The organism is Nitrosomonas aestuarii, from assembly GCF_003046585.1.
GTDB classification, from domain to species: Bacteria; Pseudomonadota; Gammaproteobacteria; order Burkholderiales; family Nitrosomonadaceae; genus Nitrosomonas; species Nitrosomonas aestuarii.
Window position 1 is genome coordinate 285,331 of sequence record NZ_QAAE01000002.1, and the last position, 19,312, is coordinate 304,642.

A 19,312-nucleotide genomic window follows, 5' to 3' on the forward strand; every position below is an offset into this window, starting at 1 on the left:
AAATAAACAAATAATTGACCTCCATCTGGCAGTGACGTAGAGTTAACAAATGGTTATTTCGGGTACTTGCTTTACCTTGATCAGATAAATTTAATTAAAACATCCTACAACACTTCAGCTTAACAAAATATTCAATATAAGCACTGGAAAAAATAATCCAGATTAAGTAAATCTATAAAGACCTAAGGGAGACTCGCTCGCTATGAGTATGAAGAAATGGACGAAGGAAGAACTGATCTCGACAAGAGATAATCTAGAAGCATGGAGCAGTCGAGATCAAAAATCGGGTAGTAAAATGTGGCATTTTACAGCGTTTCTGGGCGCTTTCGCTGTTTCGACCGGAATCGCCTTTATTTTTTTCGATGGCGTGGATGTACTCAATGTGCTTTTAATCGTTATGGGTTCACTCACCTGTCTTGCCTGGTATAAAAGTGAGAAGCGGCGCAAGGATAATCAGACTTTTCTTTCTGAGATCAACAAGGAATTGAAACAACGTGAGAAGAAAACTACCAAATCCAAAGCAAAACCTGATGACAGTGAAAATAATAAAAAAGAATGTGGCAGTGATCAAAATAAGACAATCGAAGAGAGTGCTGTAAAGATGAATCCACAGGTTATGGACAGCGGAGTTGAGAAAGAAACCAAAAACTAAGCTTGTTTTAAATGAAAAATCAATGTGCAACTAGGTATAACTTAGGATACGCTCAAGCAACTGGAAGCATATGGATTGATCAGTTTGAAAACGTACGGACTTATTAAAAAGAAATTTGGAAAACATACGCGTCTTTGTTATTTGGCAAAACTATTAAAATCAGCTCTGCTGATGAGGTGAAAAATGAGCTGGATTTAGTGTACTTGAATCCGCGGAGAACCAAGCCCTCTATGAATATGTGATTCGTCGTTGGTTGAATCGGATTATCTGCTGTCTTCAATGTCAATTGATCAAAAAAATCTGGACAAACCTGAAAACGCACGGCCTTCAATTCTACAGGATTAGTATTGCGCGGTAGTCATTGACATTAGTATAGGTTGGCCCCGTAATCACTAGATCCCCCAGCTTTTCAAAAAAACCATACGCATTATTGTCAGCTAGAAATACATCCGCTTTAATGTCGGCGTTCTGTGCACGTACCAAAGATTCAGGCGTTATTATCGCGCCTGCGTTATTACCGGAACCATCCACGCCATCCGTATCGCATGCCAGTGCAAAAACACCCTCTAGTCCATTAAGCGCAATCAACAGCGACAGTAAAAACTCTGAGTTACGTCCGCCACGCCCGTTTCCTTTGATAGTCACTGTGGTCTCACCACCTGACAGCAAAGCAATGGGTGGTTTCAGTAAATCAGGATGTTGACGGATTTCTTTGATTAATGCCGCATAGACTTTTGCAACTTCACGTGCTTCACCGGTCACAGTATCTCCCAGTATCAAAGCATGCATATTCATATTCTGAAAATAGTCTTTCGCTGCTGCCAGTGACTGGTGTGCGCTCGCTATCACCAAGTTTTCAACGCGTTTAAAAATTGCAGATCCGGGTTTGGGCGTCTCATCCAGTTGATGCAGGCTTCCTGCCTTGAGTATGCTTTGAATGTTGGGTGGCACATTGAGGTGATAACGTTCCAGTACGGCGAGTGCATCTGAAAAATGCGTTGGATCCGGTGCACAGGGTCCGGAAGCGATATGCGTGGGATCATCACCGGTAACATCGGAAATAATGAGTGCGCGCACGGGTGCTTTGCAGGCAGCCGCAAGTCGGCCACCTTGTATACTTGATACATGTTTACGCACGGTATTGATTTCCTGAATGCTGGCACCGCACAGTAAAAGCTGTTTTGTCAGTTTTTGGAGATCAGATAATGCAATGCCAGCCAGTGGCAGCGTTAATAAACTTGAGCCTCCACCGCTGAATAAACAAAGCAATAAATCCTGTTCGGACAATCGTTTAACCTGTTCCAGTATGGCCTTCGCAGCTTGCATGCCCTTATGATCCGGTAAGGGGTGGCCGCCTTCGATGATTTTGATTCGGTGCGTAGGCAACCCATGCCCGTAGCGCGTGATAACAATCCCATCAAGTGTTCTATTCTCAGGCCAGTTCTTCTCTAACGCTAAAGCCATGGCTGCAGATGCTTTACCTGCGCCGGCGACAAAGGTACGTCCGTTAGGTAAGTCAAATGAATCAGTCAAATAATGCGGCACAACATGGGCTGGATCGGCTGCACTGACGGCTGCTCGGAAGCTTTCCAGCAGGCATGTGCGTGGATTCATTTTTTTAGAATAACTTGCAAGTATTTTCCGGTAAAACTGTTGCTATTCATTGCGACATCTTCAGGCGTGCCTTCAGCTACAATACGTCCACCGCCATCACCCCCTTCCGGACCCAGATCGATTATCCAGTCTGCAGTTTTTATAACATCCAGGTTATGTTCGATGACAACGACAGTATTACCGTGATCGCGCAGCCTGTGCAGCACTTTTAACAATAAATCGATATCCTGAAAATGCAAGCCTGTTGTCGGTTCATCGAGTATATATAAAGTGCGGCCGGTATCACGCTTTGACAGTTCCAGTGACAATTTGACACGCTGTGCTTCACCACCGGACAATGTTGTCGCAGATTGACCCAGCGTAATGTAACCTAACCCAACATCCAGTAATGTCTGCAGCTTTCTTGCAACAATCGGTACCGGACTGAAAAATTCAGATGCATTTTCCACTGTCATTTGAAGTATCTCACTGATATTTTTACCTTTGTACTGAATTTCCAGGGTTTCACGGTTATAGCGCTTGCCATGACAAACATCGCATGTTACATAGATATCCGGAAGAAAATGCATTTCGACCTTGATTACTCCGTCACCCTGACAGGCTTCGCAACGGCCGCCTTTGACATTGAATGAAAAACGGCCCGGTGCATAGCCACGTTCACGCGCCTGCGGTACACCAGCAAACAATTCCCGAACTGGTGTAAACAACCCGGTATATGTCGCCGGATTCGAACGCGGAGTGCGTCCAATGGGACTTTGATCCATGTTGATTACTTTATCAAAAAATTCCAGACCTGCAATGTGTTGATAAGGTGCTGGCTGCGCCACGCTGGCATAGAGATGCTGCGAAACAGCACGATGCAGAGTTTCATTAATAAGCGTTGATTTTCCAGAACCGGAAACTCCCGTTATACAAACGAATAACCCAACAGGCAGGTTTAGTTGTATTTCTTTTAAATTATTACCTGAGGCGCCTTCAATACGTAATATCCTGTTTTGACTCGGCGCAGTACGCTGTTCCGGAATATCTATCGATAATCTGCCGGAAAGATACGCGCCCGTCAGGGATTCTGGATCGGCCTGAATAGCTTTGGGTCCGCCTTGTGCAATAACCAAACCACCGTGTTCGCCCGCACCAGGGCCCATATCGACAACATAATCTGCAATCTGGATGGCATCTTCATCATGCTCGACGACAATCACGCTATTGCCAAGATCGCGCAAATGCTTGAGTGTATTGAGCAGCCGGCCATTGTCTCTCTGGTGCAATCCGATGGACGGTTCATCAAGCACATACATGACGCCTGTCAGGCCTGAACCGATTTGGCTGGCAAGCCGTATGCGCTGAGATTCGCCGCCGGATAGCGTGTCTGCGGAGCGATCAAGCGACAAATAATCTAGGCCGACATTATTTAAAAATTGCAGTCTACTGGAAATTTCTTTGACAATTCTTTCAGCAATTGATTGTTTGTGTCCTGGTAATACCAGCTGATCGAAAAACGCTACGGTTTGCTTGAGCGGTAACGCACTGACTTCATAGATTGCTTTAGAACCCACAAATACATGGCGTGCTGACGTGCACAACCGTGTGCCCAGACAATCTGGACAGGTTGTAGCATTAAGATATTTGCCAAGCTCTTCACGTACCGTTTGTGATTCGGTTTCCCGGTAACGCCTGGTTAGATTTGGGATAATGCCTTCGAAGGGATGTTTCTGACGGCTTTTCTTGCCACCCTCATTGAGATAAGTAAACTGAATTTTCTCCTGTCCCGAGCCTTGTAGAATAATAGACTGAATGTCCGTACTCAGATTTTCAAAGGGTGTTTCAATATCAAAATCATAATGTTTGGCAAGACTGGTCAGCAACTGAAAGTAAAATTGATTGCGCCGGTCCCAGTTTTTTACCGCACCTGATGCCAGTGATAAATGCGGAAACGCCACTACTCGCGCCGGATCAAAAAAGGTGACTTGACCTAGGCCATCGCACCGCTGGCAGGCGCCCAGCGGATTGTTGAATGAAAACAGTCGAGGTTCAAGTTCGGAAAGTGAATAATTGCAGACTGGGCAGCTGAATTTGGCTGAAAAAAGATGTTCCTGTTCACTGTCCATTTCCACAGCCAGCGTACGTCCATCAGCATGCCGCAGCGCAACTTCAAATGATTCGGCTAATCGTTGCTTTGCATCCAGAGACACTTTCAGGCGATCGATAACTACTTCTACAGTGTGCTTTTTATTTTTTTGCAGTTTGGGCAGATCGTCTATATCATACACCTGACCGTCGATACGCAGCCGAATGAATCCTTGTGCGCGTAATTCATCAAATAAGTCAGTGTATTCTCCCTTGCGCTCTATAATCAGGGGCGACAGAATCATCAGGCGTGTTCCGGCGGGCAGTTCGAGCACATGATCGACCATCTGGGAAACACTTTGTGCTGTCAGGGTGATATGATGCTCTGGACATTGCGGGTCACCCACACGGGCAAACAGCAGGCGCAGATAATCATGAATTTCTGTTACAGTGCCAACTGTTGACCTCGGATTATGCGAAGTGGCTTTTTGTTCTATGGCAATGGCTGGGGAGAGGCCCTCGATCGAATCGACATCGGGTTTTTCCATTAACTGCAGAAACTGTCTGGCGTATGCGGAAAGTGATTCCACATAACGTCGCTGTCCTTCTGCATAAAGTGTATCGAACGCAAGTGAGGATTTTCCGGATCCGGACAGTCCGGTAATTACAATGAGCTTGTTACGCGGCAGATCAAGATTGATATTTTTCAGATTGTGGGTGCGCGCACCGCGGATTCTAATAAATTCCATTGGCTATCTATGTACGAGTCAACCTGATAATATACCCAACTTTTTAGAAAACACATAACCCGATTTATGTCTGCTTCAATATCACCAGAAAAAATGTCGCAATCAGAATTACGCGCCACGGCTGGATTGGCCAGTGTTTATGGGCTGCGCATGTTTGGATTATTCATTATTTTGCCTGTATTTGCCTTTTATGCGGAACATTTGCCCGGCGGTAATAACTACACTTTAGTGGGTATTGCACTGGGTGCCTATGGGTTGACACAAGCCATACTTCAAATTCCGATGGGATGGCTATCCGATCGGATCGGACGCAAACCGGTGATTTATTTTGGTCTGATTTTATTTGCAATTGGCAGTCTTATTGCTGCGATGGCAACCGATATCTACTGGGTAATATTTGGACGTATCATTCAGGGTGCAGGCGCTATTTCCGCAGCGATTATGGCTCTAGCCGCCGATTTGACCCGGGAAGAGCACCGCACTAAGGCAATGGCAACCATTGGTATGACGATAGGAACGGTATTTGCACTGTCGCTGATAGTTGCACCTGCGCTGAACCAGTGGATTGGCGTACCGGGAATTTTCGCCATGACGGGTTTGTTGGCGCTGGCCGCTATTTTTATTGTTAAAAATGTAATTCCAGATCCACAAATCAGCCGTTTTCACTCCGATACCGAAGCTTCAACAGAAAGTTTCGGCAGCGTACTCCGGAATACCCAGTTATTGCGTTTAAACTACGGTATTTTCGCACTGCACGCCACACTTATGGCATTGTGGCTGATCGTTCCATTGACATTACGTGAGGCTGGTAAGCCGGCTGAAGATCACTGGCAAATTTATTTGCCGGTTTTGTTTTTTTCGATGTTGCTCATCATTCCTGCCATTATTTATGGTGAAAAGAAAGCCAAGTTAAAACAGGTTTTTATAGCGGCGATAGCTTTATTACTGTGCGGCCAGATTGCTTTGGCAATGACTGTTGGTTCGATTTGGGGGACAACGTTGGCTTTATTGATTTTTTTCGTGGCGTTTAATCTGCTCGAAGCCAGTCTGCCTTCGCTGATTTCTAAAATTGCGCCGGTAGGTGCCAAAGGTACCGCAATTGGTGTTTACAGCAGCACCCAGTTTCTAGGTGCATTTGTCGGTGCTGCAATTGGAGGATATCTGATGGAGCACCATGGCAGTCTGGCGTTATATTTATTCTGCAGCGGGCTTCTGGCAATTTGGTTAACATTTGCTTGCACCATGAAAGCACCCGCAGCAGTTCGTTCAAAAATGTATCATGTAGATGAAATAGATATAGAAAAGTCGCAGCGACTGTCGTTACAACTTGCGGCATTGCCGGGTGTGCGCGAAGCGCTGGTGCTGGGGGATGAAAGAGTCGCTTTTTTGAAAGTTGACATGAACGGTTTCGACGAGGAAGGCGTTAATAAACTGCTGGAAGTGAAGGAGGAAGAAGCAAATGGCATCAGTCAATAAAGTAATCTTGATCGGGAACCTAGGTAGAGACCCGGAAACACGTTATATGTCAAGCGGCGATGCAGTGACCAATATTACCCTGGCGACAACTGAAGTCTGGAAAGACAGAAATGGCGAAAAACAAGAAAAAACAGAGTGGCACCGGGTTACTTTTTATCGCAAACTGGCTGAAATTGCCGGAGAATATTTAAAAAAAGGACGTTCAGTCTATATTGAAGGAAAATTGGAAACCAGAAAATGGACAGATAAAAATGGTATGGACCGCTATACGACAGAAATTATTGCAACCGATATGAAAATGCTGGGAAGCCGCGCGGGCAGCGACAATTTCGATTCGTCGGACAGAAACGCGAATGAATCGGCTTCTGATCAGTCACCACCGAACAGAAGCAATAATGGTTTCGATGACATGGAAGACGATATTCCATTTTAGCGTTTACCTTATACCTTGTTTGTAAAGTTATTATCTAAGCCCCTGAAAATTGTCTAAACGCTACATTTATCAGGTATGCAGCGTTTTTTATATTTTCTATTCAGGTGAAATCAGTGGCTCTTGAAGCTCAGAGTCATAAAGACCAATATGGTTATTTGCCAATGAAAATTCTATATTATCTATTTTGCCACCAATCTTTTCAGCTAGATTACGAAAATCAGTTGCAAGCATGGTTTTTGGAACAATAAAGGTTTGTCGATGGCCGGATTTAAAATTAACTCTTATTCTCATGGTTTCGAACTCAACAATCTTACGTTGTAAAATTCTTTCAACGGCCTGACATAATGAAACTTTAGTTCACTACAAATGAACTAAATGTTTGTTTTCTTCATTCTCTGATGTGGCGGATTTCGGTATGCGGTGCGCGGTGCGCAAAGCATGGCTTTTCATGATTTTCCAGATTGTCAAAACAGGACCTTAGCATTGATTCGGTATGTTCCTGCTTCATAATAGGGATGCATATGGAAAAGATGGAATGGTGTAACAGACAATTTCGTTGATACATTAAGCCGGGGCGGGATTATTAAAACCAAGCAAAGCAGATACGAGATCGTTGTTAGAACATTCGAACCAAGGTAGGGATTTGGATAATCTACCAATCGTAATAGCGTGCATAATGGTGTTTCGGATTTAACATAATAAGTTAAATATCGTGCTTCTGAAGCAGAACCAGGATATCCACTCTTTCCATGCTACTGGAAATTTTTCAACATCCGAATGCCATTGTAAAACGTGGTGATTCTGGATCTGTCCAGTATGACGCAAGGTTTACTAAAATGTTCGCAATAACGCTTTGTTACGAAGTAGGCTTCATGCCTGATACAGTCAATCGAACAAATAACCATATCAGTATTTTGCAGCAATTTATGCAAGTCAATTAGGGACATGTCAGCGCCGCTATGAAAACTTAAAAATTTTCCGCCTGCATCTTCGACTATCTGCCGGTAAGCGGGATACAATAGGATTCGTCCGCCGACGCATAGCACGGTTCGCCCAGAGAAAGCACTGTTGTCAGCCTCAGCAATACGTGTAGAGGCCTTGATAAGTGGTATGCCATCTATCTTGGACAATGTAGGTGGTGCAGATACAAAAACAGCACTATCTGACTTACTTATGAAATTCATAATGCTGCGCAGGGCCGTGGCAAGAAACGACTCGAATCTTGGCAAAACAGAAAAAGATACGAATGTTTCTGTATTCGCACTTGTTCTGGCAGGTGGAGCACCATCAAAAACCATTCTTTTCGTTAATTTCATAAATGAAGTGAATCTTCTGATAAAAAAAGGCTGGCTTGCCTGGGGAGGATCAGGCTGGCTTGCCAAAATGCCGTGGTCAAAGGAGAAAGGGCCAACCCCAACGGCAACAAAATGACTGATTTGTGTTACTTGGTTAAAATCAACTTACCGTTTCGCGTGCGGCGCAGCAGATAACATTCGCCTTGATGCTGTAGATACACCACATTACCGTATGCAAACAGTGTCTTGGTATCTATTGCCATTTTTTGCTGTGGCGTAATGGGCGTCTGTATATTGTCGATTTGTGTCGACAGAGCCAAAATTTTCTCTGAATTATGCATTGTATTTTAATAAAGTAAATGAGAATGATTCGTATTATACATAGAATAAAATTGAATGCAAGACTTAGTGTTGAGAATTTTACATAGTGTAATTAAAAAAACAGCATCTTTTTGTACGCGGGTAATCAGGATATGTTGCAAGAGATCGTGTTCGTTATCTTATTCCAGGCTGATAGACAGATGAAACGGGCGGAATGGCTGCGGGGATTGGATCAAGGCAGCCATTTTTCCGGTGCAAGGAAAAGGCCTTATCTCCAGGAAAAAGCCAAGGCAGGACAAGTCTGGAGAGTTCGGCTGTGAATGTCCATGCCGCTGATATTGTGTCATTCTCGTGTTACACGGATGGCGTAAGGTCCTGTCCCGATTGGTGAGAAATGTCTGACACGAACAAAATACTCACCTGCTGTGATCTGGCGTCGGATCCGTGCATTGAAGGAAGCGCCTCCGTCGTCATTGCTGGCGATTACAGGTATTTGGCTATTGGGTCCGTGCAGGGTGATAAAGGTGTCAGTAGTACCATTTGTTTGAATCGTGTAGGTTCCCTCAGTTGTTATATTCAATCGGTACAAGTCACTTTCGTTTGCTGCCGAGATGGCCGCATTAATACTCGCGCCATCTATAATGAGTTCAGTAACAGGATTAGGATTATTGCCATCGGAGCGCACCCCGACTGCATAATTTCCTGTTGTCCGTGCACTAAATAGACGAATGCGCAGGTAATAGATTCCGGCTGAAAGATTTCGTGTAATTTGTGAATTAAGATTTTCGCCCCCATCATCATTTGATGCCACTTGGGCGTTCGGGTCATTGGGGCCCAAAAGCGTCATGAAAGTATCGGAAGATCCAGTTGTGTACATGGTATAAGGACCGAAGGATGGAATTTCAAACTGGAACAGGTCAGTTTCTCCCGGAGACGCGATATCAGCTTGTGTAGGATTGGCGCCAACGATAATGTGCGGTATCGCTGGTTGGGGTTGAGTTATGATACCGTCATAGACAATACCCAGGGCTGCACTGTTTAGAACATCAATAGGACGTGGACCAATTTGCCCGGAAGGGGTGCTATCCATTGGATCGGTCAGGTTTTGTCCAAAAGGACCGCCAGTTTCTGGTAAATACCGTTGATTAGGAAAACGTATTTGCCAATCATGCCAGATCTTATCGACCATACAATGGTGCATAAAAAAAACCGGGTCGTTCGGGGAGGTCATCGGTAACATGGAACCGCCAACCCAGACATGCCCGCGGTTGTGAAGATTGGGACCAATCCAGCCTTCGAGTTGGTTGCGAAAACTGGGGTTGCTGCTGAGGTTCCATGGCGACACATCATAGGGTGTCACAGTCATGACTTGGTTGATTTCGCCTTGAGTCGGCAAGGTGGGTAACCCACTTTGACCAAATGCGCGCATGAGCGGACCTGCCGGTAACCCGCTGGCGTTGACGACAGTCCACTGACCGGCTCGGAACGGCCCGGTCCGTACGATTCCTTGGGCATCGCCGTTACCACCAAGTAAATTGTCATTCCACATGGAAGCATTGGCGCTTCCTGATGGCCAGTTCCAGTAGGGTATACCGAGATCGGGATTGCCTGAGACGCGCTGAAGTTCCAGTTCGAGATCAAAAATGAAACGGCGGTGCCAGGGCAGAAACGCTGGAGATCGATGGATGGCGCTCATAATGGCATTTGCATGCCTAAGAACAAATTGGTCATAAATACCTTCCGCTTTCAATGCCTGAATGGCGGCAACAAATTCCGCCCGCTCAGCAGCACTCAGTGTGTTTGCATCTTTTCTGACAGCCATGAGAATTTCCTCCTTGTCTCATTCTATTTGAGATCATTCTTTTGCGTTTGAAAACTCAACAGTATGCTGAGCGATTGCTCTTGCCATTTCCAACAACGAGTCATATCGGGTATAAGGCAGATATCTCGAAGACCACTTATTTATATCCCGGTCATGCTCGTAATCAATTTCCTTTCCATTAATCAACAGGTTGGTATCTTCTTTAATTTCAATTTCGCAATCTTCAAAAATTTCTTTATGGTGCGCCATGCCGTAACCTCCTTCTTTGTTTGATGTAGAAAATACGCCGGTTGTTATACAAGATTTTAATCTTTGCGAGAACGATCATACTTAGTAGTCCATACACTATCGAAAATGAAAACCTACGGTTAATGCAGGTCTGAAACCGTTACTGCCGATACTTTGACAAGTCATGCAGGGTGTCTCATTCATTCACTGCACATTGCAATTTTGCTGTAACGATATTATCCGTATCTTGGCCATACGTACGCATCACAACAGATATATCAATTAAGTATCCATTAAGGTTATTGTTATTTAAATTTGCAAACCCGAGTGTTCTCGGAAAGTCCGTCGCATTGTTTTTTATTCCTATCATTTGGGTAGTCAAAAGTTCAAAATGTGTGGTTTCTTTAAAATGAGAACCTTGGAAAATTCCTGATTTTGTCACGTTCTCCACTATGAAACATCCGTTGTAAAGTGCTTTGAGTTTAAAAGTACCGGTTTTTGCAAGCGTCAGCACACCAGATTGAAGCGTTGGCATGCCTGTGCAGTCATTCGTATCCGGTGTCGTAATGTTACAAGTCATACTTTCAAGATTAAAAGGCGCCCGTGATATTGCAGCGGAACTCATTCCAGCAATAATTGCAATACCTATTAGAATCACAGTAAACTTTGTCATGCTCCTCCGCTTTGACAACCCTTCACGAGCGCGTAATCAGCTTGATGGTATTTTTGTCCATATACAATAAATAACCGTTCAATTCATATAAAATTTATGACTATCTATTTTTTACATACCCAAGACAATCTGCACCTGATACTTGGATGTTGTTCCGTTTTATAAGTGTGTCTTTTTCACCCATGCAGTCATTTCACACAGATACCGGGACAATCAGCGCCACCTTGTGTGGGGTCGCAATCGTCTGAAGGATCGTCTATACACTTCATGCCATCGGGACATAGAAAACCGGCAATTCCGCCACACATTTGTTTGGGCTCCTGGTTACCGTATGCGGAACTTCCTTTAGGCGGATAATCCATGCGCTTGCCTTCCCCAGGTTTGGTCGGCTCAGTCGGCTCTAGTCGGACAATATCCCGAATTCTGCGCGGTTTGATCGTTTCGACATCTATGGATTCAACTTCTCCGTCAGTGTGCCGGGCGGTATATACGCCGACCACGTCTAACGGCTCGGGGCTTTTGATCACCAGAAAACCTTCTAAAAATGCGAAATCCACGCACACACCGTCAATAGGACAAAAGTAGCCTGCGATATCAAAGCAATTGATTCCAACCGCTCCATCAGGCTGGAGAACAGTACTTTTAAATGGCGTCACATCGAACGGGCCTGGGTCTGAACCAAATTGTGTCGCCAGTGCCACTTTCGCGGCGATCGTGATTTTTTCGTCGGTAGGGTTGTGTATGTTAATTATCGAACGATAGATGCCTCTTGCCAAAGTGCCATCCTGATGTGGCAGTAATAGCGAACAAGCGACTTTCGCAGCATACTGGTATTCTGTTTTGATGGTCTTGGAATATTGAGCGTTGTGCATTTTTTCAGCCTGCGCGACTGGCGAGATGCCAGCGATATTCAGGCAGAACAATAATCCGAGCAAAATAGAGAAAAGTTTGATCATAATCGTTTGTGTCATGACAGTTATCTCCTTTAGTTTCGTGTTTGCAACGGCCATCATTCAAGCCGGCTGCACTCACAGGGCCAGGCAGTTACCTTTTCGATTCAACGCAAAAAACGGTCAGCCAGGTTTTATCTCTTTATAGCGTTGCAATGTAGCTGTTGTTGCCTTGAATTCACTCGAATACTGCAAACGATTCACCTTCATCATGGTGAATATTTTCCGTTGTTATCATTGACAGCTTAACAACCCGTCCGGTTTTCAGGTTTTGTTTCACCTGATGAATTGCACAGAATCAATTTTTGGTTTCGGTTAATTTAACAACATATCGAACAACAGCACTGTGAGGAATCCCACATAACATTCAAATCTAAAATGCTTTAAATTGTTCAGTCATACAATGAAGCATGCTTGTTGGCAGAATATCGAAAAATGCTGGATAAAAACATACGTACAAATACGTAGGGGGTAGTGCGCTTTCTTTGTTACTGACAAATATTCCTGCTTTCTACTGTTTTAGGTGGCCCAATGTATCAAGTTTGCGCTCAGGGTTGTTCGCGGGCGAGCGGTTCTCAGGTATGTCGTCAAGCTGTACTATAGGTTAGCATATTGATTCCTAGACAAAATAAGCAGGCGGCATCTATGGAAAATGGAAAAATCAAAGGCATTGTATCGGCGTTAACACTTGCCGCAACTTGCCTATCGTCTTTCAGTGTTTTGGGTGAAGTAATTCCGGGTACATCGCTCTGACAGCACATTCAGATTTACTTTTGCAACCAGGTCGTCGCCTGATAGACATAAAATATTACGTTAATAATTCAGTTCAGCAAATGACCAGTCCGGTTTGTCAACAATAAAGATTTTCAATCGACATCAACGAATTCGATTAGTTACAGATATTCTCAGTCGCCATTGCTTGAGCGACAAAGACTATAGAGAAAAGGTGACAGGCACTGTATTGTGTATAAAATTTCATTGTTGTCACGTGACTTGTTTTTCCTTCAGTGATGGCGGCAAACGGAGAATGATAACCGTTGTGATTGAGTTCGACATGCAGCTTGATAACCCCTGTTGTCGAACGAAAATAGGCACTTGGAAAGACAGACAGGCACAATAAATAGTAGAACATTTAATGAATACAGCTTGTTTTGGAAACAAAGAAGATGCGCTGGAGCCATGGGCTGTCAAGATGGTATGGACGAACTTTTACGCATTCTTGCTATTACACTATCACGTAAGTTATTACGGCCTGGAATTGTGTCGGGGTATGTTAAGCAACAACAAATTGCTCTGTACCTGAATTTGTTATACTTTTCTACTCAAGCGATATATGATTTGAAAACACTATTGTAATTTGTCCATTCAATCAAAAACAGGCGCGTTATTATGAACACAATTCATCTTCCAGTAGACTCCGTCGAACTTGAAGGCGAACTGATATTGCCACCTGCTGCGAAAGGTGTTGTTATATTTGCACATGGTAGCGGCAGCAGTCGATTAAGTTCACGAAATCTTTTTGTCGCGCAAATACTGCAACAAAGCGGTATTGGCACACTGTTATTTGATCTTTTAACGCGCGATGAGGATCTGGATTACACTATGCGTTTTGATATCGATCTTTTAACACAACGTCTGCTTGGTGCGACCGACTGGTTGCAAACCAATCCGGAAATGCAAACATTACCGCTGGGATATTTTGGCGCCAGTACTGGCGCTGCGGCGGCGCTACTGGCAGCCGCAAAAAAAGATAATCAAATTTCGGCAGTGGTTTCACGTGGCGGCCGACCGGATTTAGCTGGAGATATGACACTTGAGAAAGTTACTGCGCCCACATTGCTTATTGTAGGCAGCGCGGATGATGGTGTTATTGAATTGAATCAATGCGCTTTTGCAAAATTACTATGTGCAAAGGAGCTCACGCTTATTCCCGGAGCAACGCATTTGTTCGAAGAGCCGGGCACGCTGGAACAAACCGCATTACATGCGACCAACTGGTTTTTGAAATACTTGAAACAATGAGATACTGAGAAAATCATAGAAGGATCTGCAAAATGAGTGCTGTTTTCCTTGATTTTGGTTCTGTGACACGGGGTGATATGGATTGTACCGCGCTCGAGCAGACGATATCGCCGTGGCGGTATTATGACGAAACCGATGCCGATCAAGTGGCTAAACGAATCAGTGATGCAGAAGTTGTGGTGTGTAATAAGTTTTCATTAAATCGGGAAATAATTGCCTCCGCCCATCGCTTGAAACTAATCTGTATAGCGGCAACTGGTTATAACAATATTGATTTAGTGACCGCAGCTGAGCGCAATGTGCCCGTATGCAATGTTCGTGGTTATGCAACGCCGTCCGTTGTACAACATGTTTTCATGCTGATGCTGAATCTTGCGTGTAATTTTGAAGAATACCGGCAATTGGTGAATAACGGACAATGGCAAGTCAGTAGACATTTTTGCCCACTGGATTACAATATCGAAGAATTATCCGGCAAGGTTTTGGGTATTATCGGGTACGGCGAATTGGGCAAAGCAGTTTCAGAAGTGGCCAGGGCATTTGGCATGGAAATATTGATTGCTGAGCATAAGAATAAATCAGTGCGCCCAGGCAGAGCGGCTTTTGATGAAGTTGTCAGACAGGCGGATTTCATTACGCTGCACTGTCCCCTTTTAAACGAAACCCGCAACCTGATAAGCCGAAGAGAACTAGATTTGATGAAGCCCTCAGCTTATCTCATCAATACCGCACGCGGCGCGATAGTAAACGAAGCAGATCTGTTGGGTAGTTTGTCAACAGGGCGGATTGCAGGTGCAGGTCTGGATGTATTGCAGGAAGAGCCACCTGCCAATGGAAACCGATTGTTGCGGTATCAGCAGCCGAACCTGATAATTACGCCGCATGTTGCTTGGGCCAGCAGAGAATCCCGTCAACGCTTACTCAATCAGATAGCGAATAATATTCATAATTTTTATCATAACAAGCCTTTTAATCAAGTCATGGATGCGGTTGATCAAGCAAGTAGATGAGCATTGAATAAGGCACCACAGCTGGTTTCATGAACGGCGCTGATCAACTGAGGCTTCAGGTGTACAGAGCGTATCAAGATGCGCTTCAACCTTTTTTAATTCCGCATCAAATTTTGGCAGTAAAGCATCAAGCACTTTTTGGTCATTTTTTTTGCCGGCCTGTTCCATTTCAGCACATAGTTCACCTAAGCTCAGGGCACCTACAGAACGTGATGATGATTTGAGTTTATGCGCGATGGAACCGGCGGTTGTCAGTTGACCTTTCTGATACGCGGTGCGCAGTTCAGCCGCCGATTTAGCTGTGTTGATCCTGAAATCCCGCAGCATTTCCTTGATTGTTTCCGGGTCATCCCCTATGAGTTCTTCAAGTATATGTACGTCGACAGGTACTTTTGCAGCAGATTCTGTGTCACCAGCAGGCTGAGTCGGCGATGCAGCCGCTTTTTCACCTGTCTGAGTTTCTTCTTCTGAATCTGAGCCATTGATTCGCAAATATTTTTCCAATGTGGTTTGCAAGTCCTCCAGTTGCACCGGTTTACTCAGATAATCGTCCATCCCGGCAGTCAGACAGTGCTCCCTTTCGCCTTTTAACGCATTAGCGGTCAAAGCGATAATCGGGATATGCTGATCGTCTGACTCCAGTTCACGAATGTTTTTTGTCAATTCGAAGCCATCTATTTCGGGCATATGCAGGTCTGTCAGTACCAAGCCGTAATTGCAATTTTGCCAACGCCCCAGTGCTTCACGTCCATCGTTGGCGATATCGGCGGCATAACCGAGTAAAGTCAGCTGCTGTCTGATTACTTTCTGATTGATTTCATTGTCTTCCGCCACCAGAATCAACTTGCCCTGTTTTAAGGCCTCTTCACGTGAAAGGGACTCTGGTTTTGATTTGATAGTTGTATCTGCGAGTGTAGACTCTTCTTCATCTGGTTCAATTCTTCCGGCAGCGATTGCCAGTGCGCGTATAAGAGACTGGCGATACATGACATCGCCATCCAGTGTGACAATATCAATATCTTCAACGCGCGCCTGGCGGCGGCGGCCGCGCTTGATTATAATAAAATGCGGTTCCAGGGTTGAACGCAACGACTTGGATCGATCATTAAAGGCTGCGCGCAATTCTTCAACGGGTGGGTCTTCATGTCCGGCATCAACAACAATCAGCCATAAACCGGATTCCAGGCTTTTTATATATTCACGCGCTGCGGCCAAATTACGCACCTGTTCAACAGATGCGCCGGCACTTTTTAAATAAACAGCCAGATCGTCACTTAATCCGTGGTGATTACCAAATATGAGACAGGATAATCCAATCAATTCAGCGGCTTTGTGCTTGGATTTGTCAGTTGCCGGCAACGGTTTAAACGGCATCTGGATAATAAAGGTAGAACCTTGCTCCGGTTCGCTTTGTACAGCTATTTCTGCATTCATCAATTCCGCCAGATGGTGAGAAATAGCCAGTCCAAGACCAGTGCCGCCAAAGCGGCGCGTGGTTGATGGATCGCCCTGCGAGAAGGATTTGAAAAGATTCTCCAGCGTTTCCTTGTTCATCCCGATGCCGTTGTCGGTAACCTGAAATGTAATGACAACCTGGTCGGGTTCGGATTCTGTCAGTAATACACGCACTGAAACTTTGCCCGGTTTTTCCTGCTTGCTGGAAAACTTGATTGCATTATTAATAATGTTGACGAGCACTTGGCGAATACGCAAGGGGTCGCCCAGTACATTGTCCGGAATTTCAGGATCAATGAACAGGGTTAGCTCCACACCTTTACTTTGCGCCAAATGCGCAAGCATACCGCAGGCATTTTCCACGACACCAGCCAGTGGCATAGGGATTTTTTCAATTTCCAGTTTGCCGGCTTCGATCTTGGAGAAATCCAGAATATCTTCAATGATGGCAAGCAAGGCATAGGCCGAGTCACGTATCAGATTTGCCATTTCTATCTGATAACCACTTAGACTGGTTTGTCTCAGCACATCAATCATACCAATCACCCCATTCATAGGTGTACGAATTTCATGGCTCATGGCGGCAAGAAAGGCGGATTTGGCTTGATTGGCTGCTTCGGCCTCATTTCTGGCCTGTTTTAAATCATTCATTATGCGTACATGCTCACGCATGTCACGCATAACGCCTGTAAAATGACGCTCTTTTCCAACAAAATATTCGCTGACTGCAAGATATACCGGAATTAACTCACCGTTTTTGTGTATCGCTTCGACCTCCCGACCCAGACCGATTCCGTGCGTGCCTTTGACATAGGGCCTCCCTACATATTTCTGGCCATGCCCGGTTTGGCAGTACCTTTCCATGTAAAAAACATGCTCGGACCGATAAGGCTCAGGTACTAATATAGCCACATTCTGTCCGATTATTTCTTCGGGTGTATAGCCAAACAGTTTTTCTACAACAGGATTCGCCGAAAGGATAACGCCAATCTGATCTGTTGTTACGACACAATCAACCATATGTTCAACTACCGAACGCGTTTCCTCTTCTTTAATCGCCAACGCCGCATTAGCATGTTGCAAATCGGCAGTGCGCGCGACAACCCGGTTTTCAAGATCCTGATTAAGCTGACGCAGATTTAATTCCGCATTCTTCCGTTCCTGATTGCTGGCATTCAAACGTTCGACCATGATATTGAATGTATGCCCAAGTTGCCGCATTTCATTCCAGCCAGCAATAAAAACACGCTGATGCAAATTACCAGCAGCAATTTCCATTGCGCCGTTGTTAAGTTGTTTTAATGGTGTGACGACACGACGGTTGAACAGGATAGCGCCGAAAATAACGCCGAGCAGTGTGACGCCTAAAATGATCATGCTGTACTGGCGTACTTTATATACATTGGCAAAAGCTTCATCTACATCTTTTTTAACCACGATCCCCCATTTCATGCGCGGTAGATAACGCCATACTGCAACTACACCCTTTTTATGGTAATCCAGCATGATAGCGGCCCCAGGTTGACCGGACAATGCGTTCTTTAGAGCGATTGAATGAGGTGTTGAAAGTGGCATTTTGCGCTTTAAGGCCGCATCGGCGTCATTATTCAGTGGTGCCATAATCAATGCGGTATTTTCATCCTCAAGACGTACAACTACCGTTTCACCGGTTTCACCTAATCCGATATTGTTTGATAAAACCTCGAAAACATGTTCACTGTATATTTGTAGGGCCAGTACGCCTACAATTTTGTCCCTGATAATAATAGGGTAAGCGATAAATGCTGCAATAGCTCCATGAGATGGTTCATAAAACTCAAAATCAGAAATTGAGCTTTCCAGATTGTTTAATGCGTGACGGGTTACCTGGCCCAGGCCGGTATTGCTGTAGGGTCCTGTAATCAGGTTAGTGGCAAAATCGGATTCATGACTTTGTGTATAAACGATATCGCCTTTCAATGAGATCAGAAATAAGTCGTAGTAACTGGCATCTTCGACAAAACGCTTGAAGTGATCCCGGTACTGTGCGTCCAGCCGACGATAGGCATCCGAATCGACGCCTTGTTCTTCAAAAACTTCTGGAAACCCGAGCATCGCGGTGCGGGTTGCTATCGAATCATGCAGTAAATTGGCATCGAGCAAGCGTTCATTGAGATATGTATCTATCTGCTCGACTTTTTTATCAGCGATGGCTGATAGATTCTCGATAACTGTTTTCTGAATTTCGTTTTCAAAAGTATGTAAAAAACTATTACCGATGACAACAATCGGTAATAAAGAAACCAATGTAAACCAAACAGCAAAACGTTGTGTAAGCGAAGTAAATTTCATTTTCATTTTTTTCCCCCGCGATAACTGAAACTGCGCTCCAGTTCCAGTTAAATTGGCTTATCCTGTTTTAAGATAAACAGTCAGTATTAACTGATAAGTCACCCCGATGCTTGATCCCGGCAACTGTTAATGTCATGGTATCAGATTACCGGATTTGCAGGTCGTTGAAAAACGTTTTTGGGACAGGCAATACAAGACAATAAAGGGGGTAGGT

At 44.6% G+C, this 19,312-nt stretch carries 18 protein-coding genes; 7 read left to right on the plus strand and 11 right to left on the minus strand.

The window, feature by feature from the left end; translation table 11 throughout:
* The first annotated feature begins 202 nt into the window (after window positions 1-202).
* Window positions 203-652, plus strand: a complete 450-nt coding sequence (locus C8R11_RS02990) for a hypothetical protein (protein WP_146159059.1) — start codon at window positions 203-205, stop codon at window positions 650-652.
* A 333-nt stretch (window positions 653-985) separates the two neighbouring features.
* On the opposite strand, the gene C8R11_RS02995 is transcribed toward C8R11_RS02990, so the two are convergent.
* Window positions 986-2,266: a glycerate kinase type-2 family protein gene (locus tag C8R11_RS02995; protein WP_107794394.1), complete on the minus strand. Its 1,281-nt coding sequence runs from the start codon at window positions 2,264-2,266 to the stop codon at window positions 986-988.
* Window positions 2,263-5,082, minus strand: coding sequence for an excinuclease ABC subunit UvrA (uvrA, locus tag C8R11_RS03000; RefSeq protein WP_107794395.1), 2,820 nt, complete (start codon window positions 5,080-5,082; stop codon window positions 2,263-2,265). Before uvrA ends, C8R11_RS02995 begins: the two co-directional genes overlap by 4 nt.
* A gap of 93 nt (window positions 5,083-5,175) precedes the next feature.
* Here uvrA and C8R11_RS03005 point away from each other — a divergent pair, with 93 nt between their 5' ends.
* Together C8R11_RS03005 and ssb are read left to right on the plus strand one after the other, a co-directional pair.
* Complete coding sequence (locus C8R11_RS03005) at window positions 5,176-6,558, plus strand: MFS transporter (protein WP_107794396.1); 1,383 nt, start codon at window positions 5,176-5,178, stop codon at window positions 6,556-6,558.
* A complete protein-coding gene (gene ssb, locus C8R11_RS03010) occupies window positions 6,542-6,991 on the plus strand; it encodes a single-stranded DNA-binding protein (RefSeq protein WP_107794397.1) in 450 nt (149 codons plus the stop codon). The genes C8R11_RS03005 and ssb overlap by 17 nt, the downstream gene beginning before the upstream one ends.
* 96 nt (window positions 6,992-7,087) lie before the next feature.
* Here ssb and C8R11_RS03015 read toward each other — a convergent pair whose 3' ends face one another.
* Entirely contained in the window at window positions 7,088-7,282 is a 195-nt protein-coding gene (locus C8R11_RS03015) for a hypothetical protein (RefSeq protein WP_107794398.1), read from the minus strand.
* Window positions 7,283-7,743: 461 nt separating this feature from the next.
* Complete coding sequence (locus tag C8R11_RS03020) at window positions 7,744-8,175, minus strand: DUF2325 domain-containing protein (protein WP_170841534.1); 432 nt, start codon at window positions 8,173-8,175, stop codon at window positions 7,744-7,746.
* 1 nt (window position 8,176) lies between these two features.
* Between C8R11_RS03020 and C8R11_RS15995 the strand changes: the two genes are divergently transcribed.
* Window positions 8,177-8,422 carry a hypothetical protein gene (locus C8R11_RS15995; protein WP_181258137.1) on the plus strand — a complete coding sequence of 82 codons (246 nt, stop codon included), beginning with the start codon at window positions 8,177-8,179 and terminating at the stop codon, window positions 8,420-8,422.
* Window positions 8,423-8,432: 10 nt separating this feature from the next.
* On the opposite strand, the gene hemP is transcribed toward C8R11_RS15995, so the two are convergent.
* Window positions 8,433-8,627 (minus strand): hemin uptake protein HemP, encoded by a 195-nt coding sequence (hemP, locus tag C8R11_RS16605; protein WP_107794399.1) that lies wholly within the window; start codon window positions 8,625-8,627, stop codon window positions 8,433-8,435.
* Window positions 8,628-8,759: 132 nt separating this feature from the next.
* Here hemP and C8R11_RS16000 point away from each other — a divergent pair, with 132 nt between their 5' ends.
* The gene (locus tag C8R11_RS16000; RefSeq protein WP_181258138.1) at window positions 8,760-8,927 is read left to right on the plus strand and encodes a hypothetical protein; all 168 of its coding nucleotides are present in this window, start codon (window positions 8,760-8,762) and stop codon (window positions 8,925-8,927) included.
* Window positions 8,928-8,950: 23 nt separating this feature from the next.
* On the opposite strand, the gene C8R11_RS03030 is transcribed toward C8R11_RS16000, so the two are convergent.
* From C8R11_RS03030 to C8R11_RS15845, 5 genes are all read right to left on the minus strand, one after another.
* The gene (locus C8R11_RS03030) at window positions 8,951-10,429 is read right to left on the minus strand and encodes a tyrosinase family protein (protein WP_107794400.1); all 1,479 of its coding nucleotides are present in this window, start codon (window positions 10,427-10,429) and stop codon (window positions 8,951-8,953) included.
* A 33-nt stretch (window positions 10,430-10,462) separates the two neighbouring features.
* Window positions 10,463-10,678: a hypothetical protein gene (locus C8R11_RS03035; protein ID WP_090696220.1), complete on the minus strand. Its 216-nt coding sequence runs from the start codon at window positions 10,676-10,678 to the stop codon at window positions 10,463-10,465.
* A gap of 175 nt (window positions 10,679-10,853) precedes the next feature.
* On the minus strand, window positions 10,854-11,330 hold the full coding sequence (locus C8R11_RS03040; protein WP_107794401.1) for a hypothetical protein: 477 nt from the start codon (window positions 11,328-11,330) through the stop codon (window positions 10,854-10,856).
* Between the two features lie 188 nt (window positions 11,331-11,518).
* Window positions 11,519-12,301, minus strand: coding sequence for a Kazal-type serine protease inhibitor domain protein (locus C8R11_RS03045; RefSeq protein ID WP_244531727.1), 783 nt, complete (start codon window positions 12,299-12,301; stop codon window positions 11,519-11,521).
* Between the two features lie 868 nt (window positions 12,302-13,169).
* Window positions 13,170-13,412: a hypothetical protein gene (locus C8R11_RS15845; RefSeq protein WP_146159060.1), complete on the minus strand. Its 243-nt coding sequence runs from the start codon at window positions 13,410-13,412 to the stop codon at window positions 13,170-13,172.
* A gap of 257 nt (window positions 13,413-13,669) precedes the next feature.
* Between C8R11_RS15845 and C8R11_RS03050 the strand changes: the two genes are divergently transcribed.
* Window positions 13,670-14,302: a dienelactone hydrolase family protein gene (locus tag C8R11_RS03050; protein ID WP_107794402.1), complete on the plus strand. Its 633-nt coding sequence runs from the start codon at window positions 13,670-13,672 to the stop codon at window positions 14,300-14,302.
* A gap of 32 nt (window positions 14,303-14,334) precedes the next feature.
* On the plus strand, window positions 14,335-15,312 hold the full coding sequence (locus tag C8R11_RS03055) for a 2-hydroxyacid dehydrogenase (RefSeq protein ID WP_107794403.1): 978 nt from the start codon (window positions 14,335-14,337) through the stop codon (window positions 15,310-15,312).
* A gap of 27 nt (window positions 15,313-15,339) precedes the next feature.
* Here the strand turns inward: C8R11_RS03055 and C8R11_RS03060 are convergent, their stop codons facing one another.
* A complete protein-coding gene (locus C8R11_RS03060) occupies window positions 15,340-19,104 on the minus strand; it encodes an ATP-binding protein (protein WP_342352449.1) in 3,765 nt (1,254 codons plus the stop codon).
* Window positions 19,105-19,312: the final 208 nt, after the last annotated feature.